The following is a 20399-nucleotide window of genomic DNA, read 5'->3' as shown; positions in this document are numbered from 1 at the left end:
ATTCAAACTCGATGCTTACGGGCTACTTGTGGGAGGGGCTTTAGCCGCGACAGTCGCCGCTAAAGCGCCTCCCACAGGGGCGTGTGCCTCAAACTGGCAAGCCATTCTACGCGAGCAGTTACAATGGCGCCTTTTCTGCGGAACCACGCGATGAGCGACACACCTCCCTACGGCACCGGCGATGCGTCCTACCAGGCCGCTGGCGGCATCGACGGTCTGCGCCGACTGGTCGACGACTTCTACCGCCTGATGGACGAACGCCCCGAGGCCGCTTCCCTGCGCGCCCTGCATCCGGCCGACCTGAGCGCCCCGCGCGACAAGCTGGCATGCTTTCTCAGCGGCTGGCTGGGTGGGCCGCGTCTGTTCGCCGAGAAGTACGGCAGCATCAGCATTCCCGCCTTCCATGCCCAGTGGCCAATCGATCAAGCGCTGGCCGAAAGCTGGTTGAGCTGCATGGCCGGCGCCATCGCTCTACAGAACTATGAGCCGGCGTTCGCCGACTACCTGCTGACCCAACTGCGCGTACCCGCCGAGCGCTCGGTACAGGCCAGCCAAAACCGTCACCGCAAGGAAACCTGACATGACTGACCAACTGATCATCGAAGACCTGCAACCCGGCGACGGCAAGGCCGTGGTCAAGGGCGCCCTGATCACCACCCAGTACCGTGGCTGGCTGGAGGGCGGCAGCGAGTTCGACTCCTCCTGGTCGCGCGGCAAACCGTTCCAGTGCGTGATCGGCACCGGCCGGGTGATCAAGGGCTGGGACCAGGGCCTGATGGGCATGCGGGTTGGCGGCAAGCGCAAGCTGCAGGTGCCCGCGCACCTGGGTTATGGCGAGCGCAGCATGGGCGCGATTCCGCCCAACTCCAACCTGATCTTCGAGATCGAGCTGCTGGAAGTACTGACCCGCGATGACTGATGCAGCCCTCACCACCCTGCGCAATCATCTGCTGCAGGCACTGGAAAACCACCCCGGCTCGGAAACTCGCCGCCTGTTCCATGGCCGTGGTCGCTGCTGGCCTGGACTGGAGCAGATCACCGTCGACTGGCTGTCAGGCATCGTGCTGGTGATGCTGTTTCGCGAACCCGAAGCGGAGCACCTTGCCGCCCTGTATGAACTGCTGGACGAGCTGACTCGCTCACCGCAGTGGCAGCACAGCGGTGCACGCGGCCTGCTGCTGCAACATCGTCACCGCGAAGGCAGCGAAAGCGAGTGGCTGGCCGGCGAACCGCAGACACAGTGGCAGATCACCGAGCATGGCCTGCATTACCTGCTCGACCTGGGCAGCAAGCAGAACAGCGGGCTGTTCCTCGATATGCGCCTCGGACGGCAATGGGTACGGGAAGAAGTACGCGGCAAGCGCGTGCTCAACCTGTTCGCCTATACCTGCGGTTTCTCCGTCGCGGCCATCGCAGGCGGCGCAGAGCGAGTGGTCAACCTGGACATGGCACGTGCCGCGCTATCACGCGGGCGCGACAACCATCGCCTGAACGAGCACGACCTGAGTCGGGTGGAGTTTCTCGGCCACGAGCTGTTCAAATCCTGGGGCAAGGTGCGCAAGAGCGGGCCCTATGACCTGGTGATCATCGATCCGCCGACCTTCCAGAAAGGCAGCTTCGCCCTCACCCAGGACTACCGCAAGATCCTGCGTCGTCTGCCCGAGCTACTCACCGAGCGCGGCACGGTGCTGGCCTGCGTCAATTCACCGGATATCGGCCCATCATTCCTGATCGACAGCATGGCCGAGGAAGCGCCGCAACTGCACTTCGAACGGCGCCTGGACAACCCGCCGGAGTTTGCGGATATCGATCCGAACAGTGACCTGAAGGCACTGGTGTTCCGACTGTAGCCCGGATGAAATCCGGGAATTGCTGGCCCCGGATTACATCCGGGCTACGGGCAGATGCCGATAATGTGGGAGGGGCTTTAGCCGCGACGTGAACAGATCGCGGCTAAAGCCCCTCCCACCATCCTGCTACCGAATCCCCAGGCGCTTGGCCAAACGGCTGAGGTTGGCACGATCCACGCCCAGCTCACGCGCCGCATCGGCCCATTTGCCCTGATGGCGCGCCAGGCACTGCTCGATCAGCTGGCGCTGGAAAATATCCACCGCCGTACGCAGTTCCAGGCCTGCCGGGGGCAGATCCATGGGCGCCAGGACGTCGTCGATGGCAGCCGTCGCCTGGGCCGCCGGCAAATCCAGGTCCTGCACGTCCAGACTGAGAATGCGCGGGCGCTCGCCGTGGCGCGCCAGTGCCTTGATCGCCGCACGGCCAATCAGGTGTTCCAGTTCACGCACGTTGCCCGGCCAATCATGACCGAGCAGCGCCTTCTGCGCCTCAGAACTCAGGCGCAAGCTGCGCAGCCCCAGGCGCGCGCGGTTCTCTTCGAGGAAGTAGCCGGCCAGCAACAGCACATCGCGACCACGCTCGCGCAGCGGCGGCACCGGCAACGGGTAAACGCTCAGGCGGTGATACAGGTCGGCACGAAATCGTCCGGCACGCACCTCAGCCGCCAGGTCGCGGTTGGTGGCGGCGATCACCCGCACGTCGACGCGGTGTTCGCGATCCGAACCGACCCGCTGCAACTGCCCACTCTGCAGCACGCGCAACAGCTTGGCCTGCATCGCCAGCGGCAGCTCGCCCACCTCGTCGAGAAACAGGCTGCCGCCATCGGCCAACTCGAACTTGCCGCTGCGCTCGCTCATGGCCCCGGAAAAGGCGCCACGCACATGACCGAACAGCTCGCTCTCCACCAGTGCATCGGGCAACGCCGCACAGTTGATGCTGACCAGCGGGCGCTGCGCACGTGGCGAAGCCGCGTGGATAGCCTCGGCCACCAACTCCTTGCCAACCCCGGTCTCGCCAGTGATCAACACGGTGAGCGGGCTGTCACCGACCAGGCGAATCTCGTCCAGCAGCTTGCGCAACGCCGCGCTCTGCCCGACCAGCTCGCGCGGTTGCTGCCGCGCCTGTTTGTACAGCTCGGTGAGCTGGCGCTCGGCCTCGACCCGCTGCGCCAGGCCGCTGATGCGCTGGCTGACCTTGACCGTAGCCGCGGCCAGGCTGGCGAACGCATCGAGGCTGTCCAGATCGAGTCGACCAAAGCTGGCTGGGTCGAGAGAGTCAAGGGTCAGCAGGCCCCAGAGCTGCTCGTCCAGATACAACGGGCAGCCCAGGCAATCGTGCACTTCCAGGTGGCCATGCAGCCCCTCCACCAGACCGTCGTAGGGATCAGGCAGACCGCAGTCAGCGGCAAAACGCGTCGGCCCCGCGTGTTCCAGCAACGCAGCCAGACGCGGATGCTCGCTGACCCTGAAGCGTCGCCCCAGGGTATCGGGACTCAGCCCCTCGACCGCCAGAGGGACAAGAATTTCGCCGTCGAGTCGCAGCAGCGCCACGGCATCGCAAGGGAACAACTGGCGCAAGGCAGCGAGCAGGCGGCGATAACGCTCGCCGTCATCCAGCTCGCGAGACAGATCGGCGACCAGGGGAATAAGCGTTTCCAGCAGAGGATTAGCGGTCATTTCGACTACTCAAAGTCTTTATGACTCACACGCGAAGCGAGTCATTAACACAACAAAATAAGTAAGCCGCTGATATTTAAGGATTATTTAATTGGCACGCTTACTGATAGGTATCTATCGCTAACGCTAGCACGCCACAACTGGCCATACGAGCCACACCGGCGCCTTTATTTGCCTTGCGGAGATACCCCCATGCTGACCAATGCTCAACGCGACCTGATCAAAGCCACCGTGCCCCTGCTGGAAAGCGGCGGCGAGGCGCTGACCACGCACTTCTATCGGATGATGCTCAGCGAACACCCAGAGGTACGCCCGCTGTTCAACCAGGCCCACCAGGCCAGCGGCGACCAGCCGCGCGCACTGGCAGGCGGGGTGCTGATGTACGCCCGCCATATCGACCGCCTCGAAGCCCTCGGCCCGCTGGTACGTCAGGTGGTGAACAAACACGTGGCCCTGCAGATTCTCCCCGAGCACTACCCCATCGTTGGCGGCTGCCTGCTGCGCGCGATCCGTGAGGTGCTGGGTGCCGAGATCGCTACCGACGCGGTGATCGATGCCTGGGCCGTGGCTTACCAGCAACTGGCCGATATTTTCATCGGCGCCGAAGAGCAGCTCTATACCGAGAATGCAGCGGCGCCGGGCGGCTGGCGCGGCGCACGTAGCTTCCGCGTGGCGCGCAAGGTGGTAGAGAGCGCCGAGATCACCTCTTTCCACCTGGTGCCGGTCGACGGCGGCGCCCTGCTCGACCATCAACCCGGCCAGTACATCGGCATGCGCCTGCTGCTGGATGGCGAAGAAGTGCGCCGTAACTACTCGCTGTCGGCCCTGGCCAACGGTCGCGAATACCGCATCAGCGTCAAGCGCGAGGTTGGCGGCCGTGTCTCCAATCACCTGCACGATGACGTTCAGGTCGGCGACGAACTCGAACTGTTCCCGCCGTCTGGCGAGTTCACCCTGAGCGCCTCGGACAAACCGCTGGCCCTGATCAGTGCCGGCGTCGGTATCACCCCGGCGCTGGCCATGCTCGACGCGGCGCGGCACAGCGGCCGTCCCATCCACTTCATCCACTGCGCGCGCAATGCCGAGGTGCACGCTTTCCGCGATTGGGTCGATGCCCATGCCGCCGAACACCCACAGATCCGTCACTACGTTTGCTACAGCGAACCGCGGGACGGCGACCAGGCCGATGCTAGCGGTTTTCTGAGCCGCGATCTGCTGGAGCAATGGCTGCCGGCCGAGCGCGATCTGGACGCCTACTTCCTCGGCCCGAAACCCTTCATGGCTCAGGTCAAGCGTCATCTGCAGGCACTGGGCGTTCCCGCCGAGCAAAGCCGCTACGAATTCTTCGGCCCGGCTTCGGCACTGGATAGCTGATCAATCAGGAGGTAAACCATGTATCCGCTCAATCTTCCAGCTGCGCACATTCTTCATCTGTCCAGCCAACTGCTCTGGGGTGGCCTGATTCTGCTGCTCGTCGGGCTGGTCGCGGCCTACGGCCTGGAGAAGCACCTGAATGTGCCGACACTGGTATTGGCCCACAGCCTGACACTGATCGGCCCCAGCATACTGAAGATCGGCTACGTGCTACGTCTGATCGCTCAGGAGCGCCTGAACGACAGGGCATGTGCTCATGCAGTTGCTTGATCGCCAGCAGGCCCTGGCCATTGCGCCGCTCTGGCGCCTGGGCTTTCGGCCGTTCTTCCTCGCCGGCGCCCTGTTCGCCCTGCTCGCCGTCGCCCTCTGGGCGGCGGCGCTGCACGGTCTGACAAACCTTGCGGTGCCCGGCGGCATGTTGGCCTGGCATCGCCACGAAATGCCCTTCGGCTTCGGTCTGGCGATTATCGCCGGCTTCCTGCTCACTGCCGTACAGATCTGGACGGGCCGCCCCGGCCTCAGCGGGCGGCCGTTGATCGCGCTGTTCGGTTTTTGGCTGGCGGCGCGCCTGGCCTGGTTCGCACCCGTGCCGTTGCCGGTACTGATCATCCTGCAACTGGCCTTTATCGGCCTGTTCATCGCGCAGATGGCGCACCAGTTGATTGCCGCAAAACAGCGCAACAACTATCCGATTCTGCTGGTCCTGAGTCTGCTCGCGCTGTATCAGTCCCTCACTCTCGCTGGCCTGGCAATCGGAGATGGCGACCTGCAACGCCGAGGGGCACTGGCTGCACTGTGGCTGATTGCAGTCATGCTGGGCCTGATCGGTGGACGGGTGATCCCCTTCTTCACTCAACGCGGCCTGGGGCGGGTCGAGGCCTTCGCCGCCCATCCCTGGCTGGACCGTCTACTGCTGGCCTGCGGCGTGCTGGTCGCGGCACTGTTTGCCAGCGGACATAACCTGCAGGCCCGGTCCTGGTTGGCCGTGCCCTTTATCGTGCTGAGCCTGCTGCACGGCCTGCGCCTGTGGCGCTGGTACCTGCCGGGCATCTGGCGCGTGCCGCTGCTGTGGTCGCTGCATCTGGCCTACACCTGGCTGCTGGTCGCCAGCCTCGGCATGGCCGCCTGGCACCTGGGCTGGCTGGCGCAACCCAGCCAGGCCAGCCATGCATTGGCGGTGGGTGCGATGGGCGGGCTGATCCTGGCGATGATGGCCCGGGTCAGCCTCGGCCACACCGGACGCACCCTGCAACCACCTGGTGTGATGGCCTGGGCCTTCGGCCTGCTCAATCTGGGCGCTTTGATCCGGGTCTCGGCCGGTGGCGGGTGGCTATGGCTGGCAGCGCTTTGCTGGGGCGTGGCCTTCGCCCTGTTCGCCTGGCATTACGCGCCGATGTTGTGTCGGGCGCGGGTGGATGGGCATCCGGGGTGAAACGCCTGGTGCGATCAAACGGCCAGACCGCAGCCCGGATGCAATCCGGGGCAACGATTTCCCGGATTGCATCCGGGCTACGCTTTTAATCAATCGACCAGCGTGCAGGCCATCACCAGCGCATCTTCGCGCCCACCCACTGCCGGGTAGTAATCACGCCGACGTCCCACTTCGTTGAAGCCGAAGCGCTCGTACAGGCGATAGGCACTCTGGTTGCTGGCGCGCACTTCGAGGAAACACTCGCGCCCGCCCAGCTCGTAGGCCTCTTTCATCAAGTGTTCGAGCAGACGCAAACCAAGGCCACGCCCCTGGCTTTCTGGCTTGACGGTGATATTGAGCAGGTGCGCTTCGTCAAGAATCAGGTTGATCACGCCGTGGCCGACCTGCTGATTGCCCTCGAACATCAGCCAGCAGTTATAGGACTTGAGGCTGTCGGTGAAGATGCCGCGCGTCCAGGGATGGCTGAAGGCGGCGTATTCAATTTTCAGCACGGCATCGAGATCCGCCTCGGTCATCGGGCGGAAGGAAATCGCATCGCTCATTGGGCGTAACTCAGGCACAAAGACGGGGGTTCTCAGGAGTGAGCAGGGGCTGACCAACGCTGGCGAACGCGCCGCATGGCCTGCCAGAGTTCGCGCTTGCGCGCTGGTTCTTCCATCAGCAGTTCCAGGCCCGGCAAGGCCCAGCAGGCGCCGAGGCCTTCGACCTGCAGTTCGCGGTTGTAGCTGTGTTCGTCGCCTTCGCCGGCAAAACGAATGGCCGGCAGACCCACCAGCCACAGGCAGGCGCTCGGCTGTTCCTCCAGACGCGCTGCCACGAAGCTCTGCACGAATTCCAGCGCCGCTTGCGGGCCCTGATCCATATTGCCGCGCACCAGCAGCGGCCAGCGCACCGGCTCACCGAGTAGCTGCGGGCTGTCCGGCAGGCCCGCGGCGCGCAGCAGATCCTTCAGCAGGATGTAGGCCGGATCGCGGCTCTGGAACGGCTGGCCAGTGGGCAGTTCCACCAACAGGGCGCAATCGCCGGCACGCAGCAACTGCAGGGAAAAACGCGGCGGTGGAGCACTGACGCGAGCAGGTTTTTCTTCGACCGGCTCCGGCTCCGCCGCTGGCACTTCGGCCACCACCTGGCGCGGCTGGGCACCTGGGCGAGGGATCTCGATCTTCGGCCGCTCGACCGGCGCCTCACGCACGGGCACCGGGGTGACAACAACAGGCTCTGGCACAGGCTCGAACGACTCCTCCTGCTGCGGCTCGAGCAGCTCCAGGCGCGACGCCGCCGCGAAGGGCAGTTCGGTACGCGGCAGCCAGGTGGCCACCTGCATGGCGTCGAGGTAGGCGCGACGGCGCTGTTCAGGAATCACAGGCGCTCCAGAGAGAGAATTTTCAACAGGGGCGGATTGTCGCGTGAAATGGCCGGAGCGGGAAGCGTCGCAACGGGATTGCGAGCAAACAACGTCTGCCCCATAAAACAAAAGCCCCGCTGTTCGCGCAGCGGGGCTTTCGGGGTTCACCTGGGCTTACTGATCCCAGGGACGATCACCGTGCTCGTCCTTGATGCGGGTAGGCAGGCCCATCACATCAAGAAGCTTGAGGAACGGCTCGGCCGGCAGCTCCTCGACGTTGACCATACGCTTGGCATCCCATTCGCCACGCGCGACCAGCAGCGCGGCGGCTACTGGCGGCACACCGGCGGTGTAGGAGATACCCTGACTGTCGGTCTCGGCGAAGGCGTCTTCGTGGTCGGCCACGTTATAGATGAACAGCTCGCGCGGCTGGCCATCCTTGGTGCCCTTGACCAGGTCGCCGATGCAGGTCTTGCCGGTATAGCCCGGCGCCAGCGAGGCAGGGTCAGGCAGCACGGCCTTGACCACCTTGAGCGGCACCACTTCGAGGCCTTCGGCGGTCTTGACCGGCTGCTCGGAGAGCAGGCCAAGGTTCTTCAGCACGGTGAACACGTTGATGTAGTGGTCGCCGAAGCTCATCCAGAAGCGGACGTTCGGTACGTCGAGGTGCTTGGACAGCGAGTGCACCTCGTCATGGCCGGTCAGGTACAGGTTCTGTTCGCCCACCACCGGCAGATCGTCGGTGCGTTTGACTTCGAACATGCTGTTGCTGGTCCACTGGCTGTTTTGCCAGCTGTAGACCGTACCGGTGAATTCGCGGAAATTGATTTCCGGGTCGAAATTGGTGGCGAAGTACTTGCCGTGCGAACCGGCGTTGACGTCGAGGATGTCGATCGACTCGATCGTGTCGAAGTACTGTTGTTGCGCCAGAGCGGCATAGGAGTTGACCACGCCCGGGTCAAAGCCGACACCGAGGATGGCGGTCACGCCCTTGTCCTGGCATTCGGCCAGGTGCTTCCACTCGTAGTTGCCGTACCACGGCGGGGTTTCACAGATCTTGCTCGGATCTTCGTGGATGGCGGTGTCCAGATAGGCGACGCCGGTGTCGATACAGGCGCGCAGTACGGACATGTTGAGAAACGCCGAGCCGACGTTGATGACGATCTGCGATTCGGTTTCGCGGATCAGTGCCTTGGTCGCTTCCACGTCCAGGGCGTTCAGCGCATAGGCCTTGATCTCGCCGGGCTGCTTGAGACCGCCCTTGGCCTGCACGCTGTCGATGATGGCCTGGCATTTGGAGATGTTGCGCGACGCTATTGCAATGCGACCTAACTCGTCATTGTGTTGCGCGCACTTATGGGCCACCACCTTGGCAACACCTCCTGCACCAATGATCAGAACATTCTTCTTCAATTGTTTCACCTCCTGGGTACTGCGTTTTGGACAATTCTTACGTTGGAAATCGTAGGGTGGACGACGCTTCATCCGTCCACCGAACACCTGCGCCATGGTGGATGGGAAAAGCGTCATCCACCCTACGACAAGATCACGACAGACTGGAAAGGTAATCGTCGAACTCGAACTGGCGCGCCACCTCGACACTACCGTCGAGGTGTTTCACCACGATGGACGGCATTTTCAGACCGTTGAACCAGTTCTTCTTGACCATGGTGTAACCCGCCGCGTCGATGAACGACAGGCGATCACCGATCTGCAGCGGCTTGTCGAACTGGTACTCGCCGAAGATATCGCCGGCCAGGCAGGATTTGCCGCACACCATATAGGTGTGTTCGCCGTCATTCGGCGCCATCTTGGCGTTGAGGCGGTAGATCAGCAGGTCGAGCATGTGCGCTTCGATGGAGCTGTCGACTACGGCCAAGTGCTTGCCGTTGTAAAGGGTGTCGAGCACGGTGACTTCCAGTGAGGCGCTGAGGGTGATCGCCGCTTCGCCCGGCTCCAGATATACCTGCACGCCGTATTTCTCGGAGAAGGCTTTAAGGCGCGCGCAGAAGGCATCGATCGGATAGCCCTCGCCAGTGAAGTGAATGCCGCCACCGAGGCTGACCCACTCGACCTGAGCGATCAGGTGACCGAAGCGCTCCTCGATGGTGGTGAGCATCTTGTCGAACAGCTCGAAGCTGCCGTTCTCGCAGTTGTTGTGGAACATGAAGCCGGAAATCTGGCCCATGACCTGCTCGATCTTCACCGGGTCCCACTCACCCAGGCGGCTGAACGGACGCGCCGGGTCGGCCAGCAGGTAATCGGAGCTGCTCACCTGCGGGTTGACGCGCAGGCCGCGGATGGTGCCCTCGGTACGCTCGGCGAAACGCTCCAGTTGGCCGATGGAGTTGAAGATGATCTTGTCGCAGTTGGCGACCATCTCTTCGATCTCGTCGTCGGCCCAGGCCACGCTGTAGGCGTGGGTTTCGCCGGCGAACTTCTGCCGACCGAGCTTCAACTCGTAGAGGGACGACGAGGTCGTACCGTCCATATACTGCTGCATCAGGTCGAACACCGACCAGGTGGCGAAGCATTTCAGCGCCAGCAGCGCCTTGGCACCGGAGTTCTCGCGCACGTAGGCGATCTTCTCCAGGTTGACCAGCAGCTTCTGTTTGTCGATGAGGTAGTACGGCGTCTGGATCATCTCGTCGCCCCAGCAAGGTCAATCAATGGAGGTCTTTCGGGCACCTTAAAAAACTACCTGCGTTGCCATCGCTGCGTTAAAAACAGGCTCAAAATACTCATTTACTACTCGTAAAGTCGAACGCGACTCCGACCGTTTTTCGCCTGTTTTTGCCTTGCGCTGAAGGCCTCGCCTACGTTTTTAAAGGTGCCCTTTCAGCCCCCGGGAAAAAGTGGACGCGAATTGTGCCGATAACCGGCAAATATCGAAAGGGCATTGGAGATTTTTTGTACAACCGGTGATGACCGGAGTCTGGCCTGGCTGAGCGGAGACCCTACGGCCGAGCGGTTACAGTGATATGACCGGGCAAGGCCTGTCCATCACCTGCGCCTCCCCAGAGCGGACAAGACTGGTGCGGATCACATTGGCGCAACATCCGCAGCGCTCACTGTTGGCGAAACAGGCTCAGCAGATGCTCGGCGATGGCGCCGCGGATGGTGTCGATGCTCAAGCGCGAGCAGTGAGCGAGTTTGGCGGGATTGATGCGGTGCAAATGCAGTGATGGCATCCGCGCTTCGTACTCACGCAGATCGCCTTTCACCAGCACGGGCAGAAAATGTTCGCCGCGCGCTCGATAGCGCTCGATCAGTAGACGCAAGCCGGCCTGGAACGGCAATTCGCGCGAGGCAATCAGGCGCGACTCACCTGGCACCTTCATATATAGGCCGTCGAACCCCACCGCTTCACCAGGCAGGATATGCACGCCGGTGGGCTCCACCGCATCGGCGGGAATATCGTGAAAGGTGTCATGCCAGGCCATCTCGTCCGGCAGGATGGTGATACCGCCCTGCTCGTCGTGCGGTACCACGAAGCTGTAGTTGCTGTAGAGCTTCTCGACATAGCTGGAGTAAATGCACAGGCGGTTTTCGAAACGCCGCAGGAAAGCGATGGCCTGGGCACGGTCGGTAATGGCGTGCAGGTCCCAGTTCAGATCGCGCTGGTGCTGCAGCTCATGCCAACGGGCATCGACATTCAAGGCAAGGGCAGACATCAGGGGCTCCACAAACAGGTTCACGGCTAACCACGGCAGAAAGCGTGCCACCTCTCCAACCCAGGTTTTCTCGGCTTTTCAAACACTTGCCAGCGTTTCCCACGCACAGCCCGTCCCAATGTGCCGAATAGCGTCACCTGCCTCTGATCGATTCGGACTCAAACCCGGCATCCACCTTGCAGTACAATCGCTGCTTTTAACTTGCCTGGAACCGGCGCCTCGATGATCGATCCCAAGCGCGTATTGCGCGCCCTCGCCGAACACTGGACGTTGCTCGAACCGCTCTGCGAGCGTTTCGACGCCGGCACCCTGAGCCTGGTGGAGCTGCGCGGCCAGCTCACCGCGCAACTGCCCGACGCCACGCCCAGCGACACCACTGCGTTGCTCGACACCTGGATTCGTCTGGACATCCTGGTGCCGGTGGCCAAGAGCCCCAACCGTTTCGAGCTCAACGCGCAGATCCACGACTTTCTCGCGTACCTGCGCCGCGAGCACCGCCTGGGCCTGTGCCTGGAGATCGAAGCCTACCTGCGCCATCTGGAGCGCCTGGCCGGCTATATCAAGGACGCTTTCGAGGTGCGCGATGCCAACGACCTGGCGCGCCAGTTGCGCCTGCTCGACATGCGTGTGCGCGACGTATTGAAGAAACTGGCCAACGACGAACAGGCGCTGGTCAGCGTGGCCGACCGCGCCAAGACCTCGGATCGGCAGATTCCCCTGCGCCAGCGCTACGCCGAGGTGCTGGCCACCTGGGACGAATACGTCGAGCCGATGATCCAGCTGGTCGCCGCCGACGGTGCCTTCGAGCAGGGCGTGCGCCGCGTCGAACAGGTGCTGCTGCGCCTGCTCGGCGACCAGCAGCGCCTCGGCCAGTTGGTCGACGATGACCTGCTGCTGCGCACCCACGCGCGCATCCTGGAAATGCAGACCACCGCCCAGCTGACCCTGCGCAAGGCTCGCGAGCTGCTGCTGCCGCTACGCGAGGAAGCGCGCCGTCACAACGCCGTGACACGTGGCGCGGCACTGGCGCTGTCAGTGATCCGCAAGAAGGGCATCGACGCTGTGCCACAGGCCGCCATGCCGCTGTTCACTCGACCGCAGAGCAACTTCCTGGGCAGTGCCAGCCAGGTCGAAGCCTACGTCTATGCCCTGGCGCGTTTCGAAGCCAAGCCGGCGCATTTCCCCAAGGCCAGCGGCAGCCGCAAGGGCGGCGCGCCCAAGGCGCCGAAAACCGCGCGGGAAATGATCGAGCGCTGCGAACAGGCGCTGCCGCTGCCGGACCTGATGGCCTGGCTGCTGGAACAGGAGCCGGAAGGCGCTACCGACGAGCTGCTCTACTGGTTCTCGCGCCTGTCGCGCGAGTCACGCTTCCAGCGTGAACGCCTGGAGCGCCGCCCGTACCTGACCCGCGAACACGAGGTCAGCCTCAGCTCCTATGCCCTGCTCAAGACTCCGTAGGGTGCGCCGTGCGCACCATAACCGACGACCCGGTGCGCACGGCGCACCCTACTCGGCTCCACTAGCCAACGGATTGCCATGAACATCGATCTAAAAGAAATGACCCAGCTCGCGGCCGCCTTCCGCGACCTGTTCAAGGGCTACCACATCTCGCGCAGCGAGCCGGAGTGCTACGCCCAGCTGTCCAGCATGCAGGACCAGTACCGCGCGCTGTTCCGCGCCCTCGGTTTCGAGCTGGTGTGCGACCCGCGCGGTTTCTACTACTTCGTCCCCGAGCAGGTCGCGCCACAGGTGAACAAGACCGCCCAACGCCTGGCGCTGTTCACCTTCATTCTTGTGGAACATCTCGCTGACCAGGGCCGCGACCCGCTTTCCGTGCTCGACGGCGGCAGCATCGGCCGTGACGAGCTGCCGGCGCTGCTGGAGAAGTACCGCGACCTGTTCCTGCAGGCCGAGGTAACCACTTTCGAGGAGCTGGAAGACAAGATCATCCGCCGCCTCATCCAGCTCGGCTTCGCTGAGGACAGCAACGGCGTGTACCGCTTCCTGCCGCCGATGCACCGCTTCCTCGACGTCTGCCTGTCGGTGCAGCACGACCGCGACCTGGCCGCCAGCCTGCACAGCAGTGACCTGCCGCTGCCGGCGCCGGTACTGCTCGACGATGACGGCGATGCCGACACGACCGCGGCCATCGATATCGAGGAATCCGAGGAAGATGCCCTGGCCCGCGCCATGGCCGACGAACGCGCTGCACAGGAGATGGACGCATGAGCCAGGAACGCTACGGCATCCGCCGCTTCGCCCTGCTGAACACCGCCGGCTACAGCCTCGGCCTGTTCCCGCTGGAAAACCCGCTGTCAGTCTACGGCGCCAACAACCTGGGCAAGTCCGCCTCGATCAACGCCCTGCAGTTCCCGATCCTGGCGCGCATGTCGGACATGAGCTTCGGCAAGTACAGCCTGGAAGCCTCGCGCAAGTTCTACTTCGCCAGCGACACCAGCTACATCCTCGTCGAAGTCGCCCTGCCCCATGGCCCGCACGTGATCGGCGTGGCCGGTCGCGGCCCAGGTGGTGGCTTCGGTCACCAGTTCTTCGCCTACGCCGGCGAGCTGGATCTGGAGCACTATCAGCACAACGGCACCTGCCTGCGTCAGCGCGAACTGTTCAAGAACCTCGGCCAGGCCGGCATCACCGCCTACGAACTCAAGCCCGACGAACTGCGACGCCTGCTGGTCGGCGGCCACACCAGCATCCCGTTGGACCTGACCCTGATCCCGCTGCGCTCGACCAGCGAGCAGAGCCTAAAGACCTTCCGCGCGCTGTTCATCAACCTGCTGCACATGCGCGAGATCACTGCGGCGAAACTCAAGCAACTGTTCCTGGATGCCTTCGAGCACAGCCTGCGCTCCGGCAGCGTCGACTACATCGCCGCCACCGAAGAAGCCTTCCGCGATGTACGCCGTATGGAACAGGACTACCAGGCCCTGGTCACCGCCGGCCCGCTGATCGAGGCACTAGCCTCGGGCGTCACTCAGCGCGAGACGTTGCGTGGCAAGCTGCACCGCCTCTCGCCACTGCTCGACAACCTGCTGGGTACCTGGCACGACTACGCCGATGCGCGCAAGGAAGAGCTGGTGATCCAGGCCGAGCATTACCGCAACGAGCAGGACGGCCTGCAGAACGAACAGCGTGGCGGTACCAGTGAGCTGATGCGCCTGGAACGCGAGATCAGCGAGATCCAGCGCTGGCTCGGCGAGCTTTCAGTGCTGAAGAACCGCTTCGCCCTGGTGGACGATGCCAAGGTACTGGAAGAGCAACTGCTCGCCGCCAAGGACGCCCACGACGAACTGGCCGGCGCCCTGGCGCAATCACGCCAGTTCTCCAGCGAAGACCTGGACGAACGCCTGCGCGATCTGGAAAAACGCCTCAAGTCGGTCAAGCAGCAGCTCGATCACGCCGACAACAACAGCTACTCGCGCCTGCGCGAGGAATTCAGCCAGGCCGATGTCGACCGCCTGATGCGCCTGTTCAACGGCCAGTTGTTCAGCCTGCCGCTCGGCGAGAAAGGCATCCAGGCCGAAGGCGACGACTGGGTCAAGGCCGTCGAAGCGGTGCTCGATCGCTTCAAGGGCGATACCTTCGCCGTGCCGGGCCTGTCCATCGACCTCAGCCATATCGAGCCCCCGGCACTGCAGGCCCTGGCCGACCGCGCCGCCCTGCGTGACCAGAAGGATCGCCTGGAGCGCGAACTCAAGCAGCTCAAGACCCAGCAGTCGGTCGCCGCCGACCGCGCCGCCAGCAAGGCCCAGGCCGAAACCCTGTACCAGGCCGTGCTGGATGCACAGAAAGCCCTGGAAGACTTCCGCAAGAGTCAGACCCTGGCCGCCGAAGAGCCGCAGAAACTGGAGCGCCTGGCCGAGCTGGAAGGCGCCCAGGACGAACTCAAGCGCGCCAGCGACGCCTTCGCCGAGCGCGTGCAGCAGCTCTCCGCCAAGCTGCAGCTGGTCGGCCGTCAACTGGCCGACCTGGAAGCCAAGGAGCGTACCCTGGAAGACGCCCTGCGCCGTCGCCAGTTGCTGCCGGCCGACCTGCCCTTTGGTACGCCATTCATGGAGCCCGTCGACGACAGCCTGGACAACCTGCTGCCGCTGCTCAACGACTACCAGGATACCTGGCAGGCGCTGCAGCGCATCGACAACCAGATCGAGGCGCTTTACGCCCAGGTTCGCCTGAAAGGCGTGGCCAAGTTCGACAGCGAAGACGACGTCGAGCGGCGCCTGCAACTGCTGGTCAACGCCTATGCCCACCGCCAGGACGAAGCGCTGACGCTGGCCAAGGCGCGCCGTGCGGCGGTCACCGACATCGCCCGTACCTTGCGCAATATCCGCAGCGACTACGACAACCTGGAACACCAACTGGCGCTGTTCAACCGCGAGATCAACAAGCGCCAGGTCTCCAACCTGCAGAGCTTCCGCATCGTCCTGGCGCCGAACAAGGAAGCCCTGCGCCATATCGACCAGATCATCCACAGTGCCGGCCAGTACGAGGAAGGCGAGACCCTGTCAGTGTTCGACCTGTCGCAATCGGCCGATCAGGACGCGAAGAACGAGGAAGCCAAGGATTACCTGTCGCGCCTGGTGGCGGCCAACGGCAACCAGTTGGGCCTGAAGGACCTGTTCGAGCTGGCCTTCGAGATCACCAAGGTGCACGGCCAGCCGATCATCCATACCGACATTGATGGCGCCGCATCCAACGGCACCACCATGACCATCAAGGCGCTGACCAACATGTACCTGTTGCTGCACCTGATGGATCGCGAGCAGGCCGGGCGCGTGCGCCTGCCCTACTACCTCGACGAGGCCGCGGACATCGACGAACGCAACCAGCAGGCGCTGATCGAGACCAGCCTGCAGCTCGGCTTCGTACCGATCCTGGCCTCGGTCAAGCCACAGGTCTCGGCCCACGTGGCCATCGACCTGGAAGGCGGCAGCGGCCCCAACGGCATCTATATCGACGAAGCGGACTGGAAGTTCATCAAGCCGCGCGAAAGTGCCAAGGTCGAGGTGCCTCAGCAGGCCGAAGCGGTCGAACCAGCCTGACGGCCTGTCGCGGCTAAAGCCCCTCCCACGGTTCACACACCCGTAGGAGCGGTTTCAGCCGCGAGATTTTAAGAACCAGAAATGAAAGGGCCGCTCAATGCGGCCCCTTTCATTTCCATGGTTTGCAGTCCGTAGGGTGGATGTGGCTTTTCACATCCACCCTGACGGGCAGTGCATCGACCAAGCGCGCCCCTACTCCAGTACGATCTTCGGTGCCCACTGCATCCAGACATCCTGCGGCTCGTCGAACAGTGCAAACGTCTGCCCCGGCTGCGCCGGCCCACCCATCTCAGGATTGTTCGGCGTGGCGAAGGCGACGCCGCCCTCGAGCAGCGCCTCCAGCGATTCGGTGCGCACCTTCACGCCCTTGAACAGCCCAGCATCGACACCGATGCCACTGGCATTCCAGAAGCGGCTGCCCGAACGGACCAGCGGCGCATAACGCGGTTCGATCAGCACATGAATCAACACGCGATCCGAAGTCGGCCCCAGTTCGAAATCCACCACCTTGCCCACCGGCACCTCGCGGTAGCTGACGATCACCCCTGGTTTGATCGAACCACGCCGCGGCGCGCTCAGCACCAGGCGCAAGCCTTCCTCGCGCACGGCCTGATTAGGCGGACTGGCCAGTGCGGTGAATTCGGTACGGCGCGCGCCCTTCTGTGCCGAGGGCTGCACTTCAAGATACTGACCGCTGACCAGGGTGCCGAGATTCGCTGCGCGTGTCAGGCTCAGTTCCGGCTTCACCACCCAGAACTGCGTGCCTTCGCGAACGATACGCTCGGCCGCCTGGGTAATTCGCGCCCCCAGCACCACGCCCTGCAGATCGTCGGTTAGGCTCATGCTCTCCACCGTGCCAACCTCCAGGCCTTTATAGCGAATCGCCGTACCAGGCTGCAGACCGTCGCCGTTGCTGACCCGAATGCTGATCTGCTGCCCCGATTGCAGCGCACTCTCGCGATTGGCGTAAAGGGTAAAACGCTGCACCCGCCGATCGCTCCTGGCCGCTTGCGGCTGCGGCGTCTCGAAGGCGATGCCACCGGCCAGCAGGGTCTGCAGCGACTCGCTTTTCACCTCCACCCCCGACAGCCCGCCCTTGAGGGTAATGCCACTGGCATTCCAGAAACGGCTCGACGTGTTGACCAGATGGCTGTACTCCGGCTCGATATGCACGCCCAGTACCACCTGGCTGTCATCACGCGACAACTGAAAGCTCTGTACCGAGCCCACCTTGACCTGCCGGTAAAGGATCGGGCTCCCCACCTCCATCGACCCGAGTGCATCGCTGAACAGCACCAGATGCAAGCCCGGCGCCCCCAGATCCAGCGGCGGCGCCTTGGCCCGGGCCTCGAACTCGCGGCGCGGCGGATTGCCACTCTCGCCAGGGCGAATGGCGATGTAGTTGCCCTTGACCAGCGCCTCCAGACCGGTGATGCCGGCCAGCGAGATGGATGGTCTGACCACCCAGAAGTCAGTGCCTTCGACCAAGTAGTCCTCGGTACGCGGATCGAGCATCAGCTCCACCTGAGCGCCGCCCAGATCGGCATCGACCTTGAACGTCTTCATATGGCCGACCTGAATGCCCTTGTACATCACCGGCGTGCGTCCCGGCTCCAGCCCCTCGAAGTCGTGAAGCTTCAGCGAGACGCGGATACCCGCCTGTGCGGCGTCATAGTCCTCGTAGAGGCGGAAGGAAATGCTCGGGTCGGTGGCCGGGCTGTCCTTGCGGTGCTCAGGCGTGGCAAAGGCAATACCCCCGGCAACGATGCTGGCCAGCGACTCGGTACGCACCTTGACCCCAGACAGCCCGGCATCGATCGAAACGCCACTGGCGTTCCAGAAACGTGTGTGCTTACGCACCAGGCTCGCATATTGCGGCTCGATGAACAGCTTTATCTCAACCGTGCTCTGATCTTCGCCCAACACGTAGCTCTTCACCCGGCCGACCTGAATCTGCTTGTAGAACACCGGGCTATCCCTGCTCAACGAGCCCAGTCGCTCGGCCTTGAGCGTCAGATGCAGACCGGGCACGTCGTCTGCCAGCGGCGGCGCCTCGGGTAATGCCGTGTACTTCCGGGTCGGCTCGCCCTCACCCGGGCTAACCGCGATGTAGTTGCCGGATACCAGTGTTTCCAAACCGGTAATGCCAGCCAGGGTCACGCTCGGCTTGACCAGCCAGAAGCGCGTACCACTGAGCAGATGAGGCTCAGTCTCCTTGTCCATCTCCAGCGTGGCGATCACCCCACGTCGCTCTCCGCTGCGATCGAGCGTCAGCTCGGTGACCTTACCGATCGCGATCCCCTTGAAGATCACCTCGGTCTTGCCGACCTGGATGCCGGAGCCGTTCGCGAACAGCACCTGAATTTCAATGCCGGCCTGGGAATAGGCACGCCAGCCTAACCAACCCCCTATCGCCAGCGCGAGCAAGGGCAACACCCAAATGGCTGACCAGTTCGAAGCAGGACGCGTCTTGGCCAGAGGAAGGTCAGTCATGATCGGTTTCCGTGTTATCCCAGATAAGGCGAGGGTCGAAAGTCAGTGCTGCCAGCATGGTCAGTATCACCACACTGGCAAAAGCTGCGGCGCCGGCTCCAGCTTCGATGCTGGCCAGACTGCCAAAATTCACCACCGCCACCAGAATGGCGATGACGAAAATATCGAGCATCGACCAGCGGCCAATCCACTCGATGAAGCGGTACATGAGGATGCGCTGGCGCGCTGACATCGGCTGATGACGCTGCACCGAGTACAACAACAGCGCAATCCCCACCAACTTGAAAGTCGGTACCAGAATGCTGGCGATAAAGACCACCGCCGCAATAGGCAGCATGCCAAAGTGAATGAGCTCCAGTACGCCGCCCATGATAGTCGCAGGCGAACCCTTGCCAAGACTGTTGACTGTCATGATAGGCAGCAGATTAGCTGGGATGTAGAGAATCGCCGACGTCAGCAGCAAGGCCCAGGTTCTGATCAGGCTATTGGGCCGGCGGGCATGAATCTGGCCACCACAGCGGCTGCAGTACTGATGCTTGGCATCAACGTCGGCAGGATTGAGCTGATGGCACTCGTGACAGACCAGCAATCCAGCCTCAATCGCCCGCATGGATATCCTCCCCGGACAAGGCTTCCCAGATCTGATGCGGTGACATGGTCACCTCCAGCCAGACTTGCACCAGCAGCAGCGCGATAAAACAGAACAACCCCAGACCGAGGCTCAAGTCAGCCAGGTCCATCAACTTCACCATCGCCACCAGGATGCCCATCAGGTAGACCTCGAGCATTCCCCACTCACGCATGTCATGGTAGACCCGGTAGAGCAACAGACCGTAGCTACGACCGAAATCCATACGAATACTCAGCAGCACCAGCAGTTGGCAAAGCAACTTGAGCAGCGGAACGGCCATGCTGCTCAGGAACACCACAACAGCGATACCTTGCATGCCACTTTCATACAGGCCAATCACACCGCTCCAGACGGTGTCCTGCGAGGTCTGACCCAGCAGGTTGAGTTGCATGATTGGTAGGAAGTTAGCCGGGATATAGAGCAGCAGAGCAGTCAGTACCAGTGCCAGGCTACGCCGCACGACATGGTGACGATGGCTGAAAAGCTCATAACCGCAGCGAGGGCACTCGGCACTTTCCCCGTCCCGCAACATCGGCTTGCGCATCAACAGATCGCACTCATGACAGGCGACCAACTGCTCGATCGGCAAGGATGACAAGGAAGGATCGGGCGGCGAGTCAGACATGAAAGTCCCCTGCAGAATTCGCGCATTCTAACCGAGCGGAGCCAAACGCCGACATACCGTAGGGTGCGCCGTGTGTTCAGCCGGGGGACATGGTAAACACCTGTCGGGGGACATGGGTAACAGGTTGATGATCATGTTGCCCGTTGCCTCAGGTCTATCTGACGTAGCGTTTTACGGATGAAAACCACATCGTACGGATGAAAACCACATCGTAGACGCCATCTTCGGCGGTAGGGCGGAT

The 20399-nt window shown here is 62.9% G+C and carries 18 protein-coding genes; 9 read left to right on the top strand and 9 right to left on the bottom strand.

What is annotated here, in order from left to right; translation table 11 throughout:
- Positions 1–150: 150 nt before the first annotated feature.
- Genes INS93_RS18195 through INS93_RS18185 form a run of 3 tightly spaced genes read left to right on the top strand, consistent with a single transcriptional unit; the run spans position 151 to position 1850 of the window.
- Positions 151–579: a group II truncated hemoglobin gene (locus INS93_RS18195; RefSeq protein WP_192984632.1), complete on the top strand. Its 429-nt coding sequence runs from the start codon at positions 151–153 to the stop codon at positions 577–579.
- A 1-nt stretch (position 580) separates the two neighbouring features.
- Positions 581–919 carry an FKBP-type peptidyl-prolyl cis-trans isomerase gene (locus tag INS93_RS18190; protein ID WP_192984629.1) on the top strand — a complete coding sequence of 113 codons (339 nt, stop codon included), beginning with the start codon at positions 581–583 and terminating at the stop codon, positions 917–919.
- On the top strand, positions 912–1850 hold the full coding sequence (locus INS93_RS18185) for a class I SAM-dependent methyltransferase (protein WP_192984626.1): 939 nt from the start codon (positions 912–914) through the stop codon (positions 1848–1850). The genes INS93_RS18190 and INS93_RS18185 overlap by 8 nt, the downstream gene beginning before the upstream one ends.
- Before the next feature lie 126 nt (positions 1851–1976).
- Here the strand turns inward: INS93_RS18185 and norR are convergent, their stop codons facing one another.
- Entirely contained in the window at positions 1977–3527 is a 1551-nt protein-coding gene (norR, locus tag INS93_RS18180) for a nitric oxide reductase transcriptional regulator NorR (protein WP_192984623.1), read from the bottom strand.
- 192 nt (positions 3528–3719) lie between these two features.
- Between norR and hmpA the strand changes: the two genes are divergently transcribed.
- From hmpA to INS93_RS18165, 3 genes are read left to right on the top strand one after another with little or no spacing between them, the layout of a single operon-like run.
- Positions 3720–4901 carry an NO-inducible flavohemoprotein gene (gene hmpA, locus INS93_RS18175; protein ID WP_192984621.1) on the top strand — a complete coding sequence of 394 codons (1182 nt, stop codon included), beginning with the start codon at positions 3720–3722 and terminating at the stop codon, positions 4899–4901.
- An 18-nt stretch (positions 4902–4919) separates the two neighbouring features.
- Positions 4920–5171 (top strand): transmembrane sensor/regulator PpyR, encoded by a 252-nt coding sequence (locus INS93_RS18170; RefSeq protein WP_192984619.1) that lies wholly within the window; start codon positions 4920–4922, stop codon positions 5169–5171.
- Positions 5158–6333 (top strand): NnrS family protein, encoded by a 1176-nt coding sequence (locus INS93_RS18165; protein ID WP_192984617.1) that lies wholly within the window; start codon positions 5158–5160, stop codon positions 6331–6333. Before INS93_RS18170 ends, INS93_RS18165 begins: the two co-directional genes overlap by 14 nt.
- 89 nt (positions 6334–6422) lie before the next feature.
- Here the strand turns inward: INS93_RS18165 and rimI are convergent, their stop codons facing one another.
- The 5 genes from rimI to INS93_RS18140 form a co-directional block, all read right to left on the bottom strand.
- Entirely contained in the window at positions 6423–6875 is a 453-nt protein-coding gene (gene rimI, locus INS93_RS18160; RefSeq protein ID WP_021488733.1) for a ribosomal protein S18-alanine N-acetyltransferase, read from the bottom strand.
- 32 nt (positions 6876–6907) lie between these two features.
- Positions 6908–7696: an energy transducer TonB gene (locus tag INS93_RS18155; protein WP_160019886.1), complete on the bottom strand. Its 789-nt coding sequence runs from the start codon at positions 7694–7696 to the stop codon at positions 6908–6910.
- Positions 7697–7852: 156 nt separating this feature from the next.
- Entirely contained in the window at positions 7853–9091 is a 1239-nt protein-coding gene (locus tag INS93_RS18150) for a saccharopine dehydrogenase family protein (RefSeq protein WP_160019887.1), read from the bottom strand.
- Positions 9092–9224: 133 nt separating this feature from the next.
- Positions 9225–10322, bottom strand: a complete 1098-nt coding sequence (locus tag INS93_RS18145; RefSeq protein WP_192984615.1) for a carboxynorspermidine decarboxylase — start codon at positions 10320–10322, stop codon at positions 9225–9227.
- Between the two features lie 424 nt (positions 10323–10746).
- Entirely contained in the window at positions 10747–11352 is a 606-nt protein-coding gene (locus INS93_RS18140; protein ID WP_160019888.1) for a hypothetical protein, read from the bottom strand.
- 222 nt (positions 11353–11574) lie between these two features.
- Between INS93_RS18140 and mksB the strand changes: the two genes are divergently transcribed.
- The 3 genes from mksB to mksF all read left to right on the top strand — a co-directional run bounded on the left by mksB (position 11575) and on the right by mksF (position 16409).
- Positions 11575–12810, top strand: coding sequence for an Mks condensin complex protein MksB (gene mksB, locus INS93_RS18135; RefSeq protein WP_192984613.1), 1236 nt, complete (start codon positions 11575–11577; stop codon positions 12808–12810).
- A 78-nt stretch (positions 12811–12888) separates the two neighbouring features.
- Positions 12889–13581, top strand: a complete 693-nt coding sequence (mksE, locus tag INS93_RS18130) for an Mks condensin complex protein MksE (protein ID WP_192984611.1) — start codon at positions 12889–12891, stop codon at positions 13579–13581.
- Positions 13578–16409 carry an Mks condensin complex protein MksF gene (mksF, locus tag INS93_RS18125; RefSeq protein WP_192984608.1) on the top strand — a complete coding sequence of 944 codons (2832 nt, stop codon included), beginning with the start codon at positions 13578–13580 and terminating at the stop codon, positions 16407–16409. Before mksE ends, mksF begins: the two co-directional genes overlap by 4 nt.
- A 192-nt stretch (positions 16410–16601) precedes the next feature.
- Here the strand turns inward: mksF and INS93_RS18120 are convergent, their stop codons facing one another.
- The 3 genes from INS93_RS18120 to INS93_RS18110 are packed head-to-tail and all read right to left on the bottom strand — an operon-like array spanning position 16602 to position 20158.
- Positions 16602–18902 (bottom strand): PqiB family protein, encoded by a 2301-nt coding sequence (locus tag INS93_RS18120; protein WP_192984604.1) that lies wholly within the window; start codon positions 18900–18902, stop codon positions 16602–16604.
- Positions 18895–19512, bottom strand: a complete 618-nt coding sequence (locus tag INS93_RS18115; RefSeq protein ID WP_192984601.1) for a paraquat-inducible protein A — start codon at positions 19510–19512, stop codon at positions 18895–18897. Before INS93_RS18115 ends, INS93_RS18120 begins: the two co-directional genes overlap by 8 nt.
- Positions 19499–20158 carry a paraquat-inducible protein A gene (locus INS93_RS18110; RefSeq protein WP_192984598.1) on the bottom strand — a complete coding sequence of 220 codons (660 nt, stop codon included), beginning with the start codon at positions 20156–20158 and terminating at the stop codon, positions 19499–19501. Before INS93_RS18110 ends, INS93_RS18115 begins: the two co-directional genes overlap by 14 nt.
- Between the last annotated feature and the right edge of the window lie 241 nt (positions 20159–20399).

It is taken from the genome of Pseudomonas sp. EggHat1, assembly GCF_014892995.1.
Lineage (GTDB): Bacteria > Pseudomonadota > Gammaproteobacteria > Pseudomonadales > Pseudomonadaceae > Aquipseudomonas > Aquipseudomonas chaetocerotis.
The sequence above is the reverse complement of the archived record's forward strand: the minus strand, read 5'-3'. Positions and strand labels throughout refer to the sequence as shown.

Excerpts from the sequence above, each read along its gene's own strand:
- INS93_RS18170 (WP_192984619.1), top strand. The coding sequence starts at position 4,920 with ATGTATCCGCTCAATCTTCCAGCTGCGCACATTCTTCATCTGTCCAGC.
- INS93_RS18195 (WP_192984632.1), top strand. The coding sequence starts at position 151 with ATGAGCGACACACCTCCCTACGGCACCGGCGATGCGTCCTACCAGGCC.
- norR (WP_192984623.1), bottom strand. The coding sequence starts at position 3,527 with ATGACCGCTAATCCTCTGCTGGAAACGCTTATTCCCCTGGTCGCCGAT.
- INS93_RS18110 (WP_192984598.1), bottom strand. The coding sequence starts at position 20,158 with ATGTCTGACTCGCCGCCCGATCCTTCCTTGTCATCCTTGCCGATCGAG.
- INS93_RS18185 (WP_192984626.1), top strand. The coding sequence starts at position 912 with ATGACTGATGCAGCCCTCACCACCCTGCGCAATCATCTGCTGCAGGCA.
- rimI (WP_021488733.1), bottom strand. The coding sequence starts at position 6,875 with ATGAGCGATGCGATTTCCTTCCGCCCGATGACCGAGGCGGATCTCGAT.
- INS93_RS18140 (WP_160019888.1), bottom strand. The coding sequence starts at position 11,352 with ATGTCTGCCCTTGCCTTGAATGTCGATGCCCGTTGGCATGAGCTGCAG.
- mksE (WP_192984611.1), top strand. The coding sequence starts at position 12,889 with ATGAACATCGATCTAAAAGAAATGACCCAGCTCGCGGCCGCCTTCCGC.
- mksF (WP_192984608.1), top strand. The coding sequence starts at position 13,578 with ATGAGCCAGGAACGCTACGGCATCCGCCGCTTCGCCCTGCTGAACACC.
- INS93_RS18190 (WP_192984629.1), top strand. The coding sequence starts at position 581 with ATGACTGACCAACTGATCATCGAAGACCTGCAACCCGGCGACGGCAAG.
- INS93_RS18120 (WP_192984604.1), bottom strand. The coding sequence starts at position 18,902 with ATGACTGACCTTCCTCTGGCCAAGACGCGTCCTGCTTCGAACTGGTCA.
- INS93_RS18145 (WP_192984615.1), bottom strand. The coding sequence starts at position 10,322 with ATGATCCAGACGCCGTACTACCTCATCGACAAACAGAAGCTGCTGGTC.
- INS93_RS18115 (WP_192984601.1), bottom strand. The coding sequence starts at position 19,512 with ATGCGGGCGATTGAGGCTGGATTGCTGGTCTGTCACGAGTGCCATCAG.
- hmpA (WP_192984621.1), top strand. The coding sequence starts at position 3,720 with ATGCTGACCAATGCTCAACGCGACCTGATCAAAGCCACCGTGCCCCTG.
- mksB (WP_192984613.1), top strand. The coding sequence starts at position 11,575 with ATGATCGATCCCAAGCGCGTATTGCGCGCCCTCGCCGAACACTGGACG.
- INS93_RS18165 (WP_192984617.1), top strand. The coding sequence starts at position 5,158 with ATGCAGTTGCTTGATCGCCAGCAGGCCCTGGCCATTGCGCCGCTCTGG.